Origin of the sequence: Corynebacterium sp. HMSC14B06, from assembly GCF_001807075.1 — a bacterium.
GTDB classification, from domain to species: Bacteria; Actinomycetota; Actinomycetes; order Mycobacteriales; family Mycobacteriaceae; genus Corynebacterium; species Corynebacterium jeikeium_D.
The window spans coordinates 1-18,892 of sequence record NZ_KV787403.1; the positions used below are offsets into that span (position 1 = coordinate 1).

12 protein-coding genes and 1 pseudogene are annotated in these 18,892 nt (G+C 59.5%); 2 read left to right on the forward strand and 11 right to left on the reverse strand.

The window, feature by feature from the left end:
• Positions 1-115: 115 nt before the first annotated feature.
• The 8 genes and pseudogenes from HMPREF3130_RS10070 to HMPREF3130_RS10105 all read right to left on the reverse strand — a co-directional run bounded on the left by HMPREF3130_RS10070 (position 116) and on the right by HMPREF3130_RS10105 (position 10,933).
• Positions 116-858, reverse strand: a pseudogene (locus HMPREF3130_RS10070) (response regulator transcription factor).
• Between the two features lie 6 nt (positions 859-864).
• Positions 865-3,468, reverse strand: a complete 2,604-nt coding sequence (locus HMPREF3130_RS10075; protein WP_070429891.1) for a sensor histidine kinase — start codon at positions 3,466-3,468, stop codon at positions 865-867.
• A 46-nt stretch (positions 3,469-3,514) separates the two neighbouring features.
• Positions 3,515-4,105, reverse strand: coding sequence for a K(+)-transporting ATPase subunit C (kdpC, locus tag HMPREF3130_RS10080; RefSeq protein WP_070429892.1), 591 nt, complete (start codon positions 4,103-4,105; stop codon positions 3,515-3,517).
• Positions 4,106-4,186: 81 nt separating this feature from the next.
• On the reverse strand, positions 4,187-6,295 hold the full coding sequence (kdpB, locus tag HMPREF3130_RS10085) for a potassium-transporting ATPase subunit KdpB (protein ID WP_070429893.1): 2,109 nt from the start codon (positions 6,293-6,295) through the stop codon (positions 4,187-4,189).
• Positions 6,292-7,929, reverse strand: a complete 1,638-nt coding sequence (gene kdpA / locus HMPREF3130_RS10090; RefSeq protein ID WP_206539818.1) for a potassium-transporting ATPase subunit KdpA — start codon at positions 7,927-7,929, stop codon at positions 6,292-6,294. The genes kdpB and kdpA overlap by 4 nt, the downstream gene beginning before the upstream one ends.
• 11 nt (positions 7,930-7,940) lie before the next feature.
• Entirely contained in the window at positions 7,941-8,033 is a 93-nt protein-coding gene (locus tag HMPREF3130_RS10095) for a potassium-transporting ATPase subunit F (RefSeq protein WP_048734304.1), read from the reverse strand.
• A gap of 667 nt (positions 8,034-8,700) precedes the next feature.
• Positions 8,701-9,372: a YdhK family protein gene (locus HMPREF3130_RS10100; protein ID WP_083276385.1), complete on the reverse strand. Its 672-nt coding sequence runs from the start codon at positions 9,370-9,372 to the stop codon at positions 8,701-8,703.
• A gap of 76 nt (positions 9,373-9,448) precedes the next feature.
• On the reverse strand, positions 9,449-10,933 hold the full coding sequence (locus tag HMPREF3130_RS10105; RefSeq protein ID WP_070429894.1) for a YeeE/YedE thiosulfate transporter family protein: 1,485 nt from the start codon (positions 10,931-10,933) through the stop codon (positions 9,449-9,451).
• Positions 10,934-11,157: 224 nt separating this feature from the next.
• On the opposite strand from HMPREF3130_RS10105, the gene HMPREF3130_RS10110 reads away from it, so the two are divergent.
• On the forward strand, positions 11,158-12,150 hold the full coding sequence (locus tag HMPREF3130_RS10110; protein WP_070429895.1) for a hypothetical protein: 993 nt from the start codon (positions 11,158-11,160) through the stop codon (positions 12,148-12,150).
• On the opposite strand, the gene HMPREF3130_RS10115 is transcribed toward HMPREF3130_RS10110, so the two are convergent.
• From HMPREF3130_RS10115 to betT, 3 genes are all read right to left on the reverse strand, one after another.
• A complete protein-coding gene (locus HMPREF3130_RS10115; RefSeq protein ID WP_070429896.1) occupies positions 12,137-12,904 on the reverse strand; it encodes a CDP-alcohol phosphatidyltransferase family protein in 768 nt (255 codons plus the stop codon). The genes HMPREF3130_RS10110 and HMPREF3130_RS10115 overlap by 14 nt on opposite strands.
• A 142-nt stretch (positions 12,905-13,046) precedes the next feature.
• Positions 13,047-14,615, reverse strand: a complete 1,569-nt coding sequence (locus tag HMPREF3130_RS10120; RefSeq protein WP_070429897.1) for an aldehyde dehydrogenase family protein — start codon at positions 14,613-14,615, stop codon at positions 13,047-13,049.
• Positions 14,616-16,796: a choline BCCT transporter BetT gene (gene betT, locus HMPREF3130_RS10125; protein WP_070429898.1), complete on the reverse strand. Its 2,181-nt coding sequence runs from the start codon at positions 16,794-16,796 to the stop codon at positions 14,616-14,618.
• Positions 16,797-17,134: 338 nt separating this feature from the next.
• Between betT and betA the strand changes: the two genes are divergently transcribed.
• The gene (gene betA / locus HMPREF3130_RS10130; RefSeq protein ID WP_070429899.1) at positions 17,135-18,874 is read left to right on the forward strand and encodes a choline dehydrogenase; all 1,740 of its coding nucleotides are present in this window, start codon (positions 17,135-17,137) and stop codon (positions 18,872-18,874) included.
• The last annotated feature ends 18 nt before the right edge of the window (positions 18,875-18,892 follow it).

Below are 18,892 nucleotides of genomic sequence, written 5' to 3' on the forward strand. Positions count from 1 at the left end.
GGCATGAGGTGACATAGGTGTCGTGAAGTCGCAGGGAGGGAGACGGAGCCGGGTCGGGAACTGGGCGGGCGGGAACGTGCAGGCGGGCAAGCAAGGACGGGCAAGCAGCCGGCTGCTACTCCTCGTCCAGCACCATGCGATAACCGACCCCCACCTCAGTGCGTAAGTACTTGTTGTGAGCCTGCTGAGGCTCAATCTTGTGGCGCAGCTGGGAGATGTAAACGCGCAGGTAGTTGGTCTCTTTTTCGTACTGGTCACCCCAGACGGCCTTGAGAAGCTCCAGTTTGGTCACCAGTTCGCCACGATGCTGCACCAGGTAGACCAGGATGTCCCACTCGCGCGGGGTCAGATGCACGAGCTCGTCCGCCACGAGAACTTGCCGTTTGGCCAGGTCAACCATTAGATGACCATCTGCGGAGGTCACCTTCGGCCCTCTTCGACCACTACTTTGCTGGCACGCCGCATGGTTGAACGCAGCCGAGCCAACAACTCCCCCATCGAGAAAGGCTTGGTGACGTAGTCATCGGCCCCTTCATTGAGGGCGTTGATTTTCCCCGCCTCGTCGTGACGCGCGGAGACAATCAGCACTGGAATATCGCTCCACCTGCGCAAAGAACGCAGAACTTCCAGGCCACTGACATCGGGCAAGCCCAGATCCAGGAGAACGGCGTCGGGCTTCCACTCGCTGACCGCGGCTAACGCCCGCGTCGCCGTTTGTGCGACACGTGGCTCGTAACCGCGGGCTTTTAAACTGACAAGCACAGTGCGGGCCATGGCGACATCATCCTCGACGATGAGTATCTTTCGCCCGGGTTTGTTGCCAGCCTGACCAGCGGGTTGTCCTGAACTGAGATTCATGGAATCCTACTTTCTCTCGCCCATTGCACGCGGCAACGTCAGCACGAAGGTAGCACCGCCGCCGGGTGTCTGTTCGGCGCGGATGGCGCCTCCCATGGCGTCGGCAAAACGCGAGGCGGCGGCAAGTCCCAGACCAAGGCCCTGAGATTGTGCCGAGTAGTCGCCAAGGCGTTGGAACGGTTGAAAAATCTCCTCCAACTTATCCTCCGGGATGCCCTTACCGTGGTCAATGATCAAAATGTCTATGCATGCGCTCGCAGCGATAGCACCCAGCGAGCCCATAACCGGCATGTCGGCGGGACCGCGCACACCGCGCTCGCTGGGCCGCGTACGAATGGTCAGGCTCGACTCCGGTGCGTACTGACGACCGTTGATGACGATGTTGGAAACAATGCGCTGGATAAGCCCCGGATCGCCTTCCACCATGCAGGCGTCATGGTCAATATCGCGGTCGATGTGACCTGCGGCTTCCGGCAGCTCCGCACATACCGCGTCCACAACATCGGAGACGCTAACCGGCACACTTTCCACCCGCTTGGTGCTGGAGTCGATGCGGCTGGCATCGAGTAGGTTGCCAATGACCACCTCTAGGCGGTCAGCGGAACTCTCGATTGTCTCCATGAGGATGAGACGCGTTTCGTCGTCAAGCTCGACGTCCTCCATGTTCATGCTGGAGATCGCAGCCTTGATGCTGGCCAGCGGTGTGCGCAGGTCGTGTGAAACGGCGGTCAGCACCGCGCTGCCCACGCGGTTGCCCGCCTCGAGGGCAGCGGTGGCGCGGCGCATCGCGGCAATCTCCTCCATGTCCATGAGCGCACGGATGCGGGAACCGTGAGCCGCAATCATGGCAGTCTCAGCGGCGGTGAGTTCACGGCCACTGAGCACAAAGCGCAGGTCATCGCCGGAGCTGACCTTAGTCATCGGTAGCTCGGAGGGCCAGGGCTCGGATAGACCGTGCTCGGCGGTGGTGACGATCGGAAGCCACTTCTTGCGCTCTGAGGAGTAACGCTGCACGTCCACGCGCTCCATCGAGAACGTATCCGCCAAGCTGTGGACCAGGTTGGACATGTTGTCGCCACCGTGGACGACACCGTGTGCCAACTCGGACATTACGACTGCCTGATGCAGACTCCTGTCCGCCATCTCGCGGCGGCGCTCGGAACGTTCCACCACCGTCGCCACAGCCGCCGCAATCACACCGAAGAGCAGGATTTGCGCCAAGCTGGCCGGCTCGGTGATAGTCAGGGTGTTCACCGGAGCGGTGAAGTACCAGTTTGCCAGAATTGAGGAGACAACCACTGCCGCCAGCGCCGGCACCAATCCTGCCGCCATAGCGGCGAAGACTACCGGCATCAGGTAGGTCAGCAGCAGTACGCCCAGGAACTCCGGGCCGGTGTCCAGCTGGTAGAGCAGCAACGTCAGTAGCACTGGCCCCACCAGTGCCAGCAGCCAACCGGTGATACGTCGCTCCTTGGAAAAGCGAGAGCGCAGTTTCTTGCGGCGCTTAGCCTTTTTCTCCGATGAGCTGGAGATAATGTGCACGTCAATCGGCCCGGACTGGTCAATAATCCTCTGCGATGTACTCAACCCCACATAGCGCCGCAGTCCTCGCTCCGAGCCGATGACCAGCTGCGATGCATTGACAGTGCGGGAGAATTCCAGCAGAATTCCCGGCACGTCATCACCGACGATGGTGCGCCACTGCCCACCGAGCGATTCGGTGAGATCCTGCAGCTTGCGCAGCCGACGCAAATATCCGCGGTCAAGGCCGTCGTCCTCGCCGGTAATGTGCACGACAATCATCTCGCGGCCGGCCACGCGCCCGGTCATGCGGGCACCGCGGCGAATCATTGACTCCGCGTTCTCATCATCGCGCACGGCCACCACGACGCGCTCACGCGTGGTCCAGTGGTCGTCGATCTCCTCGTCTTCGCGGTAAGCGTCCAGGACCTCCTCGACCTTGTCAGCCAGCCACAAAAGAGCCAGCTCACGCAGGGCGCTGAGGTTGCCCGGGCGGAAGTACTTGCGCAGCGCCAGCTCCGCCTGCTCCTTTTGGTAAATCTCACCGCGAGACAGGCGGATGCGCAGGGCGTCCGGGCTCAAGTCGATGAGCTCAATCTCGTCCGCATCGCGCAGGACACGGTCGGGTACCGTCTCCATCTGGCGCACGCCGGTGACGGCCGCAACGACGTCGTTAAGCGATTCCAAATGCTGGATGTTCATCGTCGAGATGACATCGATGCCTTCGTCGAGAAGCTGGTAAACGTCGTGCCAGCGCTTGCGTTGCTGAACGAATTCGTTGCCCGGTTCCTCGGTGACGACGGTGTGCGCGAGCTCATCGACAAGAGCGACCTCAGGGCGCGCCGCGATAATCGCGTCCACGTCGAGCTCACGGTAGGTATTGCCGTGGTAGCTCACTTCACGACAATCCAGCACCGGCAGGCCTTCGATGAGCTTCTTCGTGCGCTCACGCCCATGGTGTTCCACCAGGCCAACGACCACCTCGTGCCCACGGGAATACAGATCGTGGCCTTCATTGAGCATGGCGCACGTCTTCCCCACACCCGGGGCAAACCCCAGGTAGACCTTCAGTTTTCCTCGCTTGGCCATTTCTTACAGACCTTTACTTGCCATACCTTGCCCAATCGCAGGATGCTCACTGTCCGTTTGCCAGCGCGGCGTTGAGCTTTACGACGTTGACCAGTTGCCCACCTTCCTGCGAGCCCTGTTCCGTGATTGCTTTCTCACTATTTTCCGAGATTAAACGCTCAACCTCTGCCTGTGGCAGGTTGCGTTCCTTAGCCACACGCGGTGCTTGCAGCTGTGCGTACTTCTCGGAGATATGCGGATCCAGACCGGAACCGGAGGCGGTGACTGCCTCCACCGGTACCTGGGCCGGGTCGATGCCCTCGCGGGCAGCGACATCGGTGCGGCGCTGTTCGATTTCAGCCTGGAACTCCTTGCTATACGGCGACACGTTCGATGCCGAAGACGACATCGCGTCGTAGCCATTATCCCCCGCAGCAGACGGGCGCGGGTAGAAAAATCCCGGCTTTGTCACTTCTTGGGCAATGAGCTCCGAGCCCTGGGCCTTGCCTGCGGAGTCATACATCATCGAGCCATCAGCGTTATCGGACCAGATTCGCCCCACTACCCAGATTGCGGCTGGGTACAGCAGGCCGATAACCACGGTGAGCAGCAAGTATGCCTTGATTGTGGTGGATACCAACCGAAAGTTCTTGTTCATGTCCTTCTCGATTCTTTTCACATGTTGCGAGATGCCAAGTGCTGTGTGCCGGCTGCGCCTTTCGGCGCGAGGCCAAGGCACTTACATCCCGAACACTCCAGAGAGCAGGAGGTCAATAATTTTGATGCCGATAAACGGTGCGATGATGCCACCGACACCGAAGATGAGCAGATTGCGGCTCAGCAGCGATGCTGCGGAACCAGCGCGGTACTTCACGCCCTTGAGAGCCAGTGGAATCAAGGCGACAATCACGAGCGCGTTGAAGATCACCGCAGACAGGATGGCGCTTTCCGGCGAGTGCAGGTTCATGATGTTGAGCTTGTCCAGGCCAGGCAGCACCGTGACGAACATGGCTGGAATGATGGCGAAGTACTTCGCCACGTCATTGGCAATGGAGAAGGTGGTCAGCGCACCGCGGGTAATCAACAACTGCTTGCCAATTCCCACCACGTCAATGAGCTTGGTCGGGTCCGAATCCAGGTCCACCATGTTGGCCGCTTCCTTCGCCGCCGACGTACCAGTGTTCATTGCCACGCCCACATCTGCCTGCGCCAATGCCGGTGCATCGTTGGTGCCGTCACCGGTCATGGCGACCAGGCGTCCCTTCGACTGCTCCTTGCGGATCAACTCTAGCTTCTGCTCCGGGGTGGCCTCAGCGAGCACATCGTCGACACCGGCCTCCTTCGCAATCGCATGCGCGGTCACCGCATTGTCGCCCGTGATCATGACGGTACGAATGCCCATTTCACGCAGCTGATCAAAACGCTCACGCATGCCAGGCTTAACGACGTCCTTGAGATAAATAACACCCAGCACTCGTCCGGACTCACCGCTGGTTACTTCGTCGCCGCCAAATACCTCGGCGACCACCAGCGCGGTACCACCCGCTTCTGAAATGCGCTGGACAATGCCATCGACTTCGGGCGGCACGGTGGCACCGATGCACTTCATCAGCTTCACAATCTCCGTTGCGGCACCCTTGACTACCTTGCGGTTCTTCTCGCCGCCGGTAGCGGGGAACTCGATACCACTCATACGAGTCTGAGCGGTAAAGGGAATGAAGGTCGCATTGGCATAGACGGATTCGTCGATGCGTTCATTCGATTCGGTTTCCGCGAGCTCGACAATGGAGCGGCCCTCGGGGGTTTCGTCGGCAAGCGAAGAAAGCTGGCAGGCGTGTACCAATTCAGCGTGCGTGGTGTCGCCGACCTCGGAGAACTCCGCAGCCTGACGGTTACCGAAGGTGATGGTGCCGGTCTTGTCTAGCAGCAGCGTGGCGACGTCACCAGCGGCCTCAACCGCACGGCCAGACATGGCCAACACATTGTGCTGCACTAAACGGTCCATACCGGCGATACCAATAGCGGATAGCAGCGCGCCGATAGTGGTCGGGATCAGGCAGATCAGCAGTGCGACCAGGACCAATGGGTCCTGCTCAGCGCCGTTGAAGACAGCCATTGGTGCAAGTGCAATGACGACCATGAGGAAGATCAGGGTCAACACGTGCAGCAGGGAACCAAGTGCCAACTCGTTCGGGGTCTTTTTGCGCTGTGCGCCTTCGACCAGACCGATCATGCGATCCATGAAGCTCTCACCGGGCATGGTGGTGACCTCGATGGCGATGGCGTCGGAAAGCACGCGCGTACCACCGGTGACCGCGCAGCGATCACCGCCGGCCTCGCGGATGACCGGCGCGGACTCACCGGTAATGGCGGACTCATCGACACTGGCAGCGCCGACGATCACGTCACCATCGGCGGGAATCGGCTCGCCGGCGGAGACGATGACGATGTCGCCCGGAACCAGATCCGTGGCCGCGACCTTGGTGGTCTGCGCGGCTGGGTTCTCCAGTGCTGCAGCGGCGTTGGCACCGTTGTTGAGCTTGAAGGCATCAGAGGTGGTGCGCGAAGCGCGCAGCGATTCCGCCTGTGCCTTGCCGCGGCCCTCAGCGACGGCTTCCGCCAGCGTTGCAAAAAGTACCGTCAACCACAGCCACACTGTGATGGAAATACTGAACAGCGACGGGTGCGCAATGGCCAGGACCAGCGTAAATGCGGCACCGACTTCGACCAGGAACATCACAGGGGTGGCGATGAGCTGGCGCGGGTTCATCTTGCTCAGCGCCAGCGGCAGAGCCGCTTTCAGTGCGCTGGGAGAAAATGCGGAAGATGCGTTGGAATTCTTGCTCATGACAGGGCCTCCGTCAGCGGGCCAAGGACGAGGGTTGGTAGGAAGGTCAGGGCGCTGACGATGATTGCGATGGCAACGGTCAGGCCGACAAACTGCGGTCGGTGAGTTGGCAGGGTGCCAGCGGTCTCGGCGGCTGGTCGCTGCTTGGCGAAGTCACCAGCCAGACCCAGCACCATGACAATTGGAAGAAAGCGACCAAACAGCATGGCGAAACCGAGGCTCATGTTGAACCACGGGGTATCGGCACCGAAGCCCGCGAATGCCGAACCATTGTTGTTGGACGCACTGGTGAAGGCATAAATCAGGTCGGAGAAACCGTGCGGTCCATCAGCGGACACGGAGTCCAGCGTCGACGGCAGCATGGTGGAGATACCGACACCTGCCAGCACCAGCACTGGCATGACCAGGATGTAGAGGCAGACCTTGGTAATTTCCGAAACACCAATGCGCTTGCCCAGGTATTCCGGCGTACGGCCAACCATCAGGCCGGCGATGAACACGGTCAGGATGGCGATGATGAGCATGCCGTAGAGACCGGAGCCCACACCGCCAGGGCTAATCTCACCCAGCAGCATGTTCAGCATGAGCATGCCGCCTGCCAGTGGCGAGTAGCTGGAGTGGAAGCTGTCCACCGCGCCTGTCGACGTCATGGTGGTGGTCACCGCAAAGAAGGAACTCGGCAGCACGCCAAAGCGCATTTCCTTGCCCTCCATGCCGCCACCTTGGAAGGTCTGCAGCGCAGTCTCGCTGGACATAACGACAGCCAGAGAGATGAAGTAGAGCACCGCCATGGTGGACAGAATTGCCCAGCCCTGACGCTTGTCACCGATGATGACACCGAATGCCCTGGTCAACGAGACCGGAATCAACAGGATAAGGAAGATTTCCAGCATGTTGGTCCACGCATTCGGGTTTTCAAATGGATGCGCGGAGTTGGCGTTGAAGTAGCCACCGCCGTTGGTGCCCAATTCCTTGATGACCTCCTGCGATGCCACGGCACCGCCCGGGATAGTCTGGCTGCCGCCGGTGACAGTCTGGATAGTCTGTGGGGCCGAGAAATTCTGGATGGCACCCTGCGAAATCAGCAGAATTGCACCAATAGCGGCGATGGGCAGCAGCACTCGCAGGACGGTACGAGTCAGATCTACCCAGAAGTTGCCGATGTTGCCGTCACCGTGACGGTTGGCCAGGCCTCGAACCAGCGCCACCGCCACTGCAATACCGACTGCGGCGGAGACGAAGTTCTGAACTGCCAGGCCAGCCATCTGGGTTAGCACTGTCATGGCTTCTTCACCGGAGTAGGACTGCCAGTTGGTGTTGGTGGTAAACGACACCGCGGTGTTCCACGCCTGGTCCGGGGAGACTGGGCCCTTGCCGTGGTTGAGCGGTAGCCACTGCTGCATTCGCTGCAGCAGGTAGACGAAGATGACGCTGACAGCGGAGAAGCTCAACACACTGGCGGTGTACTTTGTCCAGTGCTGGTTGGCCTCTGGGCGCACACCGATGGCGCGGTAGAAACCGCGCTCAACACCCAAGTGCTTATCAGTGGTGAATACCCGCCCCATGTAATTGCCGAGCGGGATGTAAAGGATGGCCAGTGCGGCCATCACGATGATTACCGGGACAAATCCCATAATGACGTTGCTCACGAGAATCGCTCCGGATCAATCAGGGCGACCAGGACATAGCCCAATGCCGCCAAACCTAAAATGGCGCCGCCGATCAATTCCCACGTCATAGTTTCTTCACCGCCTTTGCGCAGCCCTGCAGTAGCAGGAAGGCCGCGACGGTGAGTAGAAGAAGCAAAATGTCTACGAACATGACAGTTATAAAACACCCATACCTACTGCGGCGGGCACCTATTAACGCTTTTTTAACACCCGACTGAACTGGGGTTATGCGCTTAGAGATGCGCGAATGCACTTCTGATTAAGAAAGTGCCAATGCAGGTACGCGGCGAATTAATACCAGCTTCGGGGCTGAGTGGGCTGAGCAGGCGCACTGGTGTTGCCGACTTATCGATGGTTTTCCGTGACCTGTCGATGTCTTCCCTTGTCTTATCGATGGTTTTCCGCCACTTATGCGCACGTTGTGGGGTCTACCTGAGCACTTGTCGATGCGTTATTCACTGATGGCCACGCTATAGCGCATCGACAGGTGAATAGCTCATCGACAAGTGGCCGACCGCCCCTGCCCTCGCCGGCCCCGGCCCCGTCCCCGCCGTCTCCGCCCCTCACAGTCGGACCACGCGCTACCCGAAGGCTTTTGGACACGAGCATAGGCGCGAAGCATAAAAAACCGGGCACCACGCTTCCTGCGTGATACCCGGTTTTAATGGATTGAGTTAGGCCGAAGCAACCGGCCCGAAGCAACCGGACTAGAAGTAGCTGACTAAGCCTAACTAGTTAGTCCTCCGGTGCGAGCTCGCTCTCCGTAACCCACTTGTGGTTCTTCATGGTCATGCCATCTTCGTCGATATCAACCATGTAGACCGGCTCCTGGGTGGAGTAATCAACAGTGCCCTTGGCACCCTTCATGCCCGCCATGTGCTCAGCGTTGATGGTGATCTCGGAGCCGTCGGCAAGCGGAGCCTCGCCTGGGTTCTCCAGCTCCTCATGAACAACCCAACGGTGATCCTTCACCGGTTCACTGCCATCGGTCGGAGTGTAGGACACGGAGTACGTGGTGGTGTTGAAAACACCAACAACCTTGCCTTCTGCACCCTTCATGCCCGGCATGTGATCAGCCAGAACCTTCACTTCACTGCCGACCGGGAACTTCGCGTTGTCAGCCGGAGCCATTCCCTCGGGAGCCGGACCGCCATCGGCCGGGTGATCATGGCCAGCCATTGCATCGTCATCATGGTCGCCGTGCTCACCGTGGTCATCGGCATCGTCCATGTCATCCATGTCGTCCGTGTCCTCAGAGCTGGTTGCCGTTGCCGACGAGCTGGTCTCGCTAACAGTGCTGCTTGCTTCGGTATTAGTCGAATCATCGGAGGAGCAACCGGCCAGCGCAAGCACGCTGGCGGCACCTGCGGCTACAAGCGCATTAAGTGGTCGGATATTCTTTGCCATGGTCAAGCTCCTTTGTTGTTGATGTCAATCAATCTATGCCCTCACCCTACCGACGCTCCCCTAGCGCCACCAGGACTTATCGCCCTCGGCGGACGGAAATCGTCCAGCCGGCCTCACCGGTCTGCTCGAAGTTGGTGACCTCGTGTCCATCCTTCGCAGCCCAGCGCGGAATCGCATCCGTGGCCTGGGTGCAGTCGAATGGAATCACCAGCTCCTCGCCGACCTCAATCTTGTTGATTGCATCCTTGGCCTCGATCAGCGGGAATGGGCACACCGCGCCGACGGTGTCCAGCTCGTATCGCCCATCGCCCAGTGGCTTGAGCTTGCCGTCTTCCTGCTTGACGACGCTCCGGTCGAGCAACGCCACCGGAGCGACAGCAAAGGAACCGGCCAGCGGAGAGGCCTCGGTACCAGCGGCACCGGCACTGTCGCTACCCGGCAGGGACACAGGAGAAGTAGCAGCCGAAGCGACCGGAGCAGTTGCCGATACCGCCGTGTCGTTGGTGGTGGAAGGGGCGCTCGGGACGTCGTTAAGCGAAGGCGCGGACGGCTTCAGCCAAAGCTTGGCGGCGATAGCGACACCTGCGGCGATGGACGCCAGTGCGAGCCAACCCTGGTAGCTGAACAGCGAAGTCTGGACCATGCCGTTGCCGACGGTGCAGCCGCCGGCCCACGCAGCGCCGACACCCATGAAGATGCCGCCGACGACCGAGCGAGCGCCCTGGGTGGCGTCCGGGACGCGGAGGCGGAATTCGCCAGAGGCCTTGGCTGCGATGAAGGAGCCAACGAGGATGCCGAGGACGAGGAGGACGCCCCAGTCGAAACGCTCGGTGTCACCAGTGACAACGTAGTTGGCAAGGTTGGAGGACGGAGTCGTGATGCCGAGGCCATCGTTGCGGCCGGTGGCGGCGGACAGTGGCCAAGCCAGAACGCCGAGCGCGCCGACGATAGCGGCGGTGGCGTACACGTGCCAGGGCTTCTCAGCCAGGATATGCGCGAGACCGGTCTTGCGTGGCGCCAGAGTTACCGGGCGCGGGCCGGAGAATTCTTCGCGCAGGAAGCGGACGGCGAAGTATGCCGTGACGGCGCTCAGCGCGATGACCAGTGGCCAAATGCTAATGCCGAGAGAGGCATGAATGCTGGTCAGGCCGACGGTGCGGTCCTTCAGGGAATTCTGCAGGCCACCCAGGAAGCCAGTCTTCATAGCAGCAGCGGATAGGGCGTAAAAGACCAGTGCGATCCAAGAGCCGATCAGGCCCTCACCGGAGCGGTACCAGGTACCCGAGGCACAGCCACCGGCCAGGACGATACCCAGCCCGAAGATAACGCCACCGACGATAACGGCCACCGGTGCCAGTTCGTTGTATTCGGGAGTAATCACGCCGGCGCTGGTCAGTGCGGCCAGGCCGATGGCGTGGACGGAAATAACAATCAGCAAGGCGACGAAGCCGCGCCAGCTGCGCTGAGTGAAGATATCGCGCAGGAAACCGGTGACGCAGAAACGTCCTCGCTGCATAACAAAGCCGAGCACGGCGCCCAGCGCTAGTCCTGAGATGAGCATGAAAGTAGTTCTCCTAAGTTTTGTGGACAGACCTGTCTATCTGGTGTTTAGGAAACTACTTTATACGCAGAGAAAAGTCCAAGTTTATTGCGTTTTTGCAGGATAACCGCACCCCCCCACTAGACAGACCGAACCGTATATAACACTGTCGCCCAGGAAGGATTCACCACTCCGAGTTCCACTTTGTGGCAGTGTGGAAAGTTGTGAGTGTAAAAAGTTTCGCGATGACCCCGATACAGCGATTCCTTGTGCTGCGCTCCATAATCGATCTGCCTTTTACCCGGACATTCGCCATCGACGCGGAGCAGGTCGTCGAAATCTCCGGCGTCGCTCGACTCAGCGAGCTCAACGCCAAAAATGCCGTAATAATCGACAGCTTGCGTTCACTCGCCCACACCAACACACAGGACTTTTACGCCATCGATGATGCCGCCGAGGCGCTGGGCACCGCGCTTCGCATGGCAGTGTCTTCCAGGCAGCTACTGTGGCTCAGCTCGCTTCCCAAAAGCGACGTGGACAAGGTGCGCGCAATCCTCGGTGATGACCTGGTGCACGTGGTGGGCCCAGCACTGGCCGTCGACAAGCTCAACGACGACATCCTGGAGGTTCCCGACGCACTGAAGCGCCGCGGCGAACCGCTTGTTCCCATTGCACTCTCGCCGACTGCGCTAGTGCACGCGTGGGCACATGGCACGCATGAGCAGCAAAAACTGCTGGCGTACCTGCTCGAAGGCACCAACACATTGGTGATGGAGAGCAAAAATCTGCATGCGCTGCGCAAAGTCGGGGCGAACCTCATTGAACGCAACCTGATCTGGCGGCTGCTCTACAACCCCAAGGTGCTCGCGTATCTGGTGGTGCTGATTTACTCATCTCTGCGCGCGCTACCAGTAGTTTTTGTCCCCGGCTTCCACGGCAATGTCTGGGTGCTCTGGACTATCGACATCATCACGGCAATCCCCTACACCTGGGGAATTGTGGAGATGTTCACCGGCAGCTCATTCTGGCGCCGAATGCTGGGACTGCTGGTCACACTGGTGACTTTTATCTCGCCGTATGTCTATTTCTGGTTCAACGGCCGCGACTATCCCGTGTGGGTCACCGCATTCGTCATCGCCATGATCGTGGGCGCCTTCGCCGTCGAATTCATCCGCTGGCTACGCGACCGCCTCATCCACACAATCCTGCACCAACTGCCCGCCGCTACCGGCCGGTAAACGAGCGACGCACACCACCGACAATCAGCCACGCACCGGCGGCAACGTTGACGGCCACCATCGCATGGCTCACCGTCAGGCTTAACGACGCCGCTTTCGTCACAATTGCGATAAGCAGGCCTGTCGTGACAATCCAGACAAACGTTGCAGCAATGCTGCCCACCTTGCCGCGTTGCACGCGGAACGGGTGCGTGTAGTGCAGCGGTACCAGCGTCATTGTGCTGAAGATAACGATTGCGGCGATACACACTGCCATCGGCGCATTCCACACCCATAGCAGGACTGCCACAATATTCCACGCCGCCGGGAAGCCCACAAAGTAGTAGTCCCCAGACTTGGCGGCTTCGTTGGCATAACAGAACATCGAGGAGACCAACACTACGATGGCCAGGAAAATCGCCAGCGGACGTGGCCCCAGCGGCAGGTACATAACCATGAACGCTGCAGGAATGGCCGTCCACGTGAGGTAGTCGACAATATTGTCCACCACCGCACCGTTAAACCAGGGCACGACTTCCTTGATGTGGTGCTTACGCGCCATGTTGCCATCGACACCGTCGACGACAAGCGCGATACCCAGCCAGAGCCACATCCATTCCGGCTTGCCGTCGAGAAGCGCCACTACCGCCAGCGTTGCCCACACCAAACCGGTCAGCGTGAACCCGTGAACCGCCCAGGCGATAGCATGCTGCCTCCGCGTGAAGGTCTGGGGAGCAGCAGAACTGGCAATGTCAGAGCTAGTAGAAGCGTTCACGGCAGATGTCCTTTAGAGAACAAAATGCGCACAACTGCAAACCTTTATCGCAGTTGTGCGCAGAGTCGATTTTTTCAATCGGTGAGTATAACGGCCGATGGGTCGTTTTCCCGTATTTTTGCTCGGGCTTGTGCCGAGTTATTTAACGACGATCCTCAAACCAACCGGTAACAGCCGGTGCTGTGTTCTCGTAGACCAGCTTGGCTTCGGTGTACTCCTCCAGGCCGGTCGGGCCCAGCTCGCGACCAATACCGGACTGACCAAAGCCACCCCACTCGGCCTGTGGCAGGTAGGGGCCAAAGTCGTTGATCCAGACGGTACCGTGACGCAGCTCGCGGGAAACGCGCTCAGAAACCTCGCGGTTGGATGTCCACACCGCACCGGCCAGGCCATATTCGGTGTCGTTGCCAATCTCGATGGCCTCGTCAACCGTGGTGAAGGTCTCCACCGTCACCACCGGGCCAAAGGCTTCGTCGTGAACGCAGTCCATTTCGCGGGTGACCTGGTCAATCACGGTTGGGAGGTAGAAGTAGCCGTCGGCAAGCGAGGCGGAACCGTCAGCGGTGGCGCCGGTGGCAACCTCGCCGCCAACGCGCACGCGAGCGCCCTGCTCACGCGCCCGATCGACGTATGCCGCGACCTTATCCAGGTGCTGCTTCGAAATCAGCGCACCGGTCTCGGCCTTCTCATCGAGTGGACCGCCGAGCTGGATGTGCCCGGCGCGCTCAACCAGATCGTCGACGAACTTCTCGGCGATGGACTCCTCCACAATCAAACGAGCGCCCGCCGAGCAGACCTGACCGGAATGCAGGAACGCAGCATTGAGGGCATTGTCCAAAGCAGCTTCGTAGTCAGCGTCGGCGAAGATGATGTTCGGGTTCTTGCCGCCGAGCTCAAGTGCGACCTTCTTCACGGACTTGGCTGCTTCACCAGCAATAATCTTGCCAGTGGCAAGACCACCGGTGAAGGAGACCATGTCCACCTTCGGATGAGAGGACAGCGGTGCGCCCGCTTCGGCGCCAGCGCCGGTGATGAGGTTGGCAACGCCCGCCGGAACACCCAGGTCATCGATAACGTGCATGAGCAGGATAGCCGTGTGCGGAGTCAGCTCCGCCGGCTTCAACACAAAGGTATTGCCCGTGGCCAGGCACGGTGCGACCTTCCATGCGGTCTGCAGCAGTGGGTAGTTCCACGGCGTGATCAGGCCACAGACACCGACGGGTTCACGCACAATGCGCGCGACGACGGTCGGGTCATCCGCATCCACGAGACGACCGGCATCATTGCCTGCAAGCTTCCCGAAGTACTCAAAGCAGGCGATGATGTCATCCATATCGGCTGCCGCCTCTGGCAGGCGCTTACCGGTATCCATGGCCTCTGCCCAGGCAAATTCGTCCTTGCGCTGCCTGATGGCAGCACCGATGTCGAGTACCAACTTGCTGCGCTCAGCTGTGCTCCAGGATGCCCAGGAACCTTCCCCGGTACGTCGGAAAGCGGCGTCGGCGGCGGCGATGGCGCGCTCGGTGTCGGTCGCATCTGCTTCCGCAACTTCGGCGATGAAAGAGCCATCGGCCGGGCACTCGATAGTGCGAGTGTTGCCAGCGGCTGCAGCGGACCAGGTGCGGTCGATAAACAGCGTGGCCGCGCCTTCGTGGGATTTGGCGGTCTCGGGTGCGAGGGCCTTATCAGTAGTTGAAGGCTTAAAGGTCATTTAGGAATCCTCCTTGGCGTAGTCATCAGACCATTCGCGGACAGGTTCGGCATTATCGGACAGATCTGAGGTGCCCGGGAGATCAGACTGCATGTGCAAAAACTCCAAGTGCCGTTCGTAGAGGTCGAGGACGTCGGAAATCAGCTGCTCTTGGGTGTAGCCATAGACGTCGTAGCCGAGCGAACCGGTAAGCGTGAAGACCTCGAGGCGGTAGTAGTAAATATCAGCATCACTGTCCAGGTGTACCAGGCCAGCAAAAGACGGCGTCAAGTGTTCAACCGGATAGACCTGGTAGCGGAAGCTCATCTCCTCGCCGAATCCGACCTGCAGGTCAATCTGGTCGATGCCGACTTCTTCTGCTGGTTCACGGTGCAGCGTCACTTCACCGCCACGTTCCCTGATAGCATCTGCCACCTGTTCAAGTGCGGGCTGCACCACTCGGTCGAGGTAGCGCATGACTGGCTTCTTGCCCGGGAAGGACATGGAGCGGGCAAGTCGATTGCGCCAGTCACCCTGTTGGCCATCCACGGCGCGGCCCGACATCGCCCCGTGGAGGGCTCGACGTGTCGAATCCTGTTGCAACAGCTCCAGTCGCAGCGACTTAAACAGGCCATACATCACCAGATAGATGACAAAGGCAAACGGCAGACCCATCACAATCGTTGCCGACTGCAGCGTCGGAATACCACCGACATAGAGCATGGAGATGGTCAGCACACCGACCACGACAGCCCAGAAAATACGGGTCCACTTCTTACCGTCCTGCTGTGTGTCGGTGATCTTCGAAGTGAAGTTACTCATCACCAGTGCCGCCGAGTCCGCCGAGGTGATGTAGAGCAACAGGCCAATCAGAGATGCGACTGCAGCCACCATCATCGGCGCCGGGTACTGCTCCAGCAACAGGTAGAAGGCACGCTCCGGGTAATCCAGTGCAGTCTGGCCAAACTCCGAATCGCCATTGATGACCAGGTCCAGCGCCGAGTTACCGAACACCGACACCCACATCAGGACGAAGAGGAATGGAATGGTCAGCGTGCCGACGACAAACTGGCGCAGGCTACGGCCACGGGAAATACGGGCCAGGAACAAACCGACGAACGGTGCCCAGGCCACCCACCAAGCCCAGAAGAACAGGGTCCAGGAATTCAACCATTCCTGCGCTCCGGAGAACGCGTAGGTATCCATAGTCATGGATGGGAACTTGGAGACGTACTCGCCGACGTTCATCACCAGGGCGTCAAACAGGAACGCCGTGCGACCAGTGACCAGGATGTAGAGCATCAAGCAGATGGCCAGGCCAACGTTGAGCTCCGAGAGACGGCGAATCCCCTTGTCAACACCGGAAACCGCGGAGGCGATAGCCACCGATACAGCCACGACGATCAGAGCGATCTGCCAGGACGTACTCTCATCCACCCCGAACAGCACGCGCAGGCCGTAATTCAGCTGGACGACGCCGATACCCAGCGAAGTTGCGACACCGAAAACGGTACCGAGCATCGCTGCGATTTCGACCGCTTCACCAGCGGGGCCGTGGATGCGCTTGCCAATGATTGGGTAGAGCGCCGAGCGAATGGTCAGTGGCATGTTCAAGCGGTAAGCGAAGTAGCCGAATGCCATGCCCATCAGCGCGTAGAGCGCCCAACCGGTCACACCATAGTGGAAGAGCGTGAACACCACTGCCTGACGCGCGGCTTCGATGGTCTCCGCATCTCCGATCGGCGGGCCATAGTACTGTGCCACCGGCTCTGCTACCGAGAAGAAGAGCAGGTCAATGCCGATACCTGCGGCAAAGAGCATAGAGGCCCAAGAAAACAGGCCGAACTGAGGTTTGGCGTGATCGGGGCCGAGCTTAATCTGCCCCGTTCGCGAGATGGCGATGTAGAGCATGAAGAGCACTGCCACCGTCGCGGTCACGATATAGAACCAACCGAAGTTCTTCGATACCCAGGCGACAATGCCGGCTAGGGTGTCCGCTGCATTGTCCGGGGCAAAAATAGCCCACAGGGCAATGGCGAGAATACCAACGCCTGAAATAATAAATACAGGCCAGTTGACCTCAGGCTCAGAGGTCACACTCGCTTGCGCTTGTTGTGGAGGGACCGACTGCGATCGCTGCATTTCTTGCGACGATCCAGATTTTTCCTCCGTTACCTTCTCAGTTGGCGGAGTATCAGACATAGGAAAATCCTTCAGATTCGGGAACTAACCCAGCATACCTAGTTTGAATAATCCCTCAAGTCTTAGAATCGATTCAGAAGAATTCCTTAACCCCAATATCAACACCATTACCTGCATCTTTATCTATTTTTCACGGCGTTTAAAATCATTTCAACTGGAATTGAATGCCAATTGTATGCCATTCTATATATGTGAAGAGGATTTGAGATACGCCTCCGGCCACTTATTCTACTATCAATATATAGGCCCCGCCTTTAAATATCGCTTGAGGCTTATCGCAGTCCTTGAAAACCATTCCGATACACATCGGTACACAACCTACGGAGGTACACCAGAACATGGGAGCTTTCCCGGCTGTCTTCAACTTCGGTAAAAAGAATGGCAACACCACAGTCGAACACCGCGACGTCGTCATCGTTGGTGCGGGCTCTGCTGGCTCTGTGCTGGCTAACCGGCTGTCCGCAGACCACACTCAGCAGGTGCTCGTACTCGAGGCCGGCCGCATGGACTCCCTCTGGGATCTCTACATTCACATGCCTTCGGCATTCTCCTTCCCAATCGGTAACAAGTACTACGACTGGAAGTACGAATCCGAGCCGGAACCGGAGATGAACGGTCGCCGTATCTACCACGCCCGCGGCAAGGTCGTCGGCGGTTCCTCCTCCATCAACGGCCAGATCTACCAGCGCGGTAACCCCATGGACTACGACAAGTGGGGCGACACCAAGGGGCTGGAGAACTGGGGCTGGAACCACGTTCTGCCTTACTTCAAGCGCATGGAAAATGCGCTGGGCTCCGACAAGGATGACCCGCGCCGTGGCCACGACGGTCCGCTGCGCATGAAGCGCGGTCCGGCCGATTCTCCGCTGTTCAAGGCTTTCTTTAAGTCTGTGCAGCAGGCAGGCTACAACTACACCCCGGACGTCAATGGCTACCGCCAGGAGGGCTTCGGCCCCTTCGACGCGAACATCGACAAGGGCCGTCGCCTCTCCGCTTCCCGCGCATACCTGCACCCGGCTCTGCAGCGTCCAAATCTGGAGCTTCGCACCCGCGCAGAAGCCACCCGCATTCTCTTCGAGGGCACCAAGGCCGTCGGCGTGGAGTACACCTGGAAGGGTCGCACACGTCAGGTGCGAGCAGACAAGGTCATCCTCTGCGGTGGCGCTTTCAACTCTCCGCAGCTGCTCGAGGTCTCCGGCATTGGCGATGAGAAGGTCTTGAATGCTGCTGGAGTGAACGTCGTCAAGCACCTGCCTGGCGTCGGCGAGAACCTGCAGGACCACCTGGAGGTCTACATTCAGTACAACGCCACCCAGCCGGTGTCTTCACAGCCGTACCTGGAGAAGTGGCGTTGGCCGTTCATTGGCCTGTGGTGGATGCTCACCCACAAGGGCCCGGTGGCGACGTCGCACTTTGAGGGTGGCGGCTTCGCTCGCTCCAACGACAACGAGCCCTACCCGAACCTGATGTTCCACTTCCTGCCGCTGGCCATGCGTTACGACGGCACGAAGATCGATAGCCCGCACGGTTTCCAGTTCCACGTTGGCCCGATGTACTCGGATGCCCGTGGCCATGTCCACATCACCTCCTCGGACATCAAGGTCAAGCCGTCGATTCTGTTCAACTACCTGTCCACTGATCAGGACCGCCGTGAATGGGTCGAGGCTGTCAAGGTCTCCCGTAAGCTGCTGGACACCCCGGCAATGAAGGAGTACACCGACGGCGAGATTTCCCCGGGTGCGGACGTGCAGACCGACGAGGAAATCCTCGAGTGGGTCCGCAAGGATGCCGAGACCGCACTGCACCCATCCTGCACCTGCAAGATGGGACCGGCCTCCGACGAGATGGCCGTGGTCGATCCGGAAACCATGCAGGTTCACGGCACCGAGGGCCTCTACGTGGTTGACGCTTCGGTCATGCCGGGCATCACCAACGGCAATATCTACGCACCGACCATGATGATTGCCGAAAAGGCCGCTGACCTCATCGCCGGCAAGACTCCGCTGGCACCGCAGGACATTCCGTTCTACCGCGCCGGCCAGGGTATGCCGCTGGATCCACCGGAGAACAATAAGTAGTTCTTGAGGCGGTAGCGG

Bases quoted from the DNA above. Each gene is read 5' to 3' on its own strand.
- HMPREF3130_RS10075 (WP_070429891.1), bottom strand. From the start codon at position 3,468: ATGGCCAAGCGAGGAAAACTGAAGGTCTACCTGGGGTTTGCCCCGGGT.
- kdpC (WP_070429892.1), bottom strand. From the start codon at position 4,105: ATGAACAAGAACTTTCGGTTGGTATCCACCACAATCAAGGCATACTTG.
- kdpB (WP_070429893.1), bottom strand. From the start codon at position 6,295: ATGAGCAAGAATTCCAACGCATCTTCCGCATTTTCTCCCAGCGCACTG.
- kdpA (WP_206539818.1), bottom strand. From the start codon at position 7,929: ATGGGATTTGTCCCGGTAATCATCGTGATGGCCGCACTGGCCATCCTT.
- HMPREF3130_RS10095 (WP_048734304.1), bottom strand. From the start codon at position 8,033: ATGACGTGGGAATTGATCGGCGGCGCCATTTTAGGTTTGGCGGCATTG.
- HMPREF3130_RS10100 (WP_083276385.1), bottom strand. From the start codon at position 9,372: ATGGCAAAGAATATCCGACCACTTAATGCGCTTGTAGCCGCAGGTGCC.
- HMPREF3130_RS10105 (WP_070429894.1), bottom strand. From the start codon at position 10,933: ATGCTCATCTCAGGACTAGCGCTGGGCGCCGTGCTCGGCTTTGTTATG.
- HMPREF3130_RS10110 (WP_070429895.1), top strand. From the start codon at position 11,158: ATGACCCCGATACAGCGATTCCTTGTGCTGCGCTCCATAATCGATCTG.
- HMPREF3130_RS10120 (WP_070429897.1), bottom strand. From the start codon at position 14,615: ATGACCTTTAAGCCTTCAACTACTGATAAGGCCCTCGCACCCGAGACC.
- betT (WP_070429898.1), bottom strand. From the start codon at position 16,796: ATGTCTGATACTCCGCCAACTGAGAAGGTAACGGAGGAAAAATCTGGA.
- betA (WP_070429899.1), top strand. From the start codon at position 17,135: ATGGGAGCTTTCCCGGCTGTCTTCAACTTCGGTAAAAAGAATGGCAAC.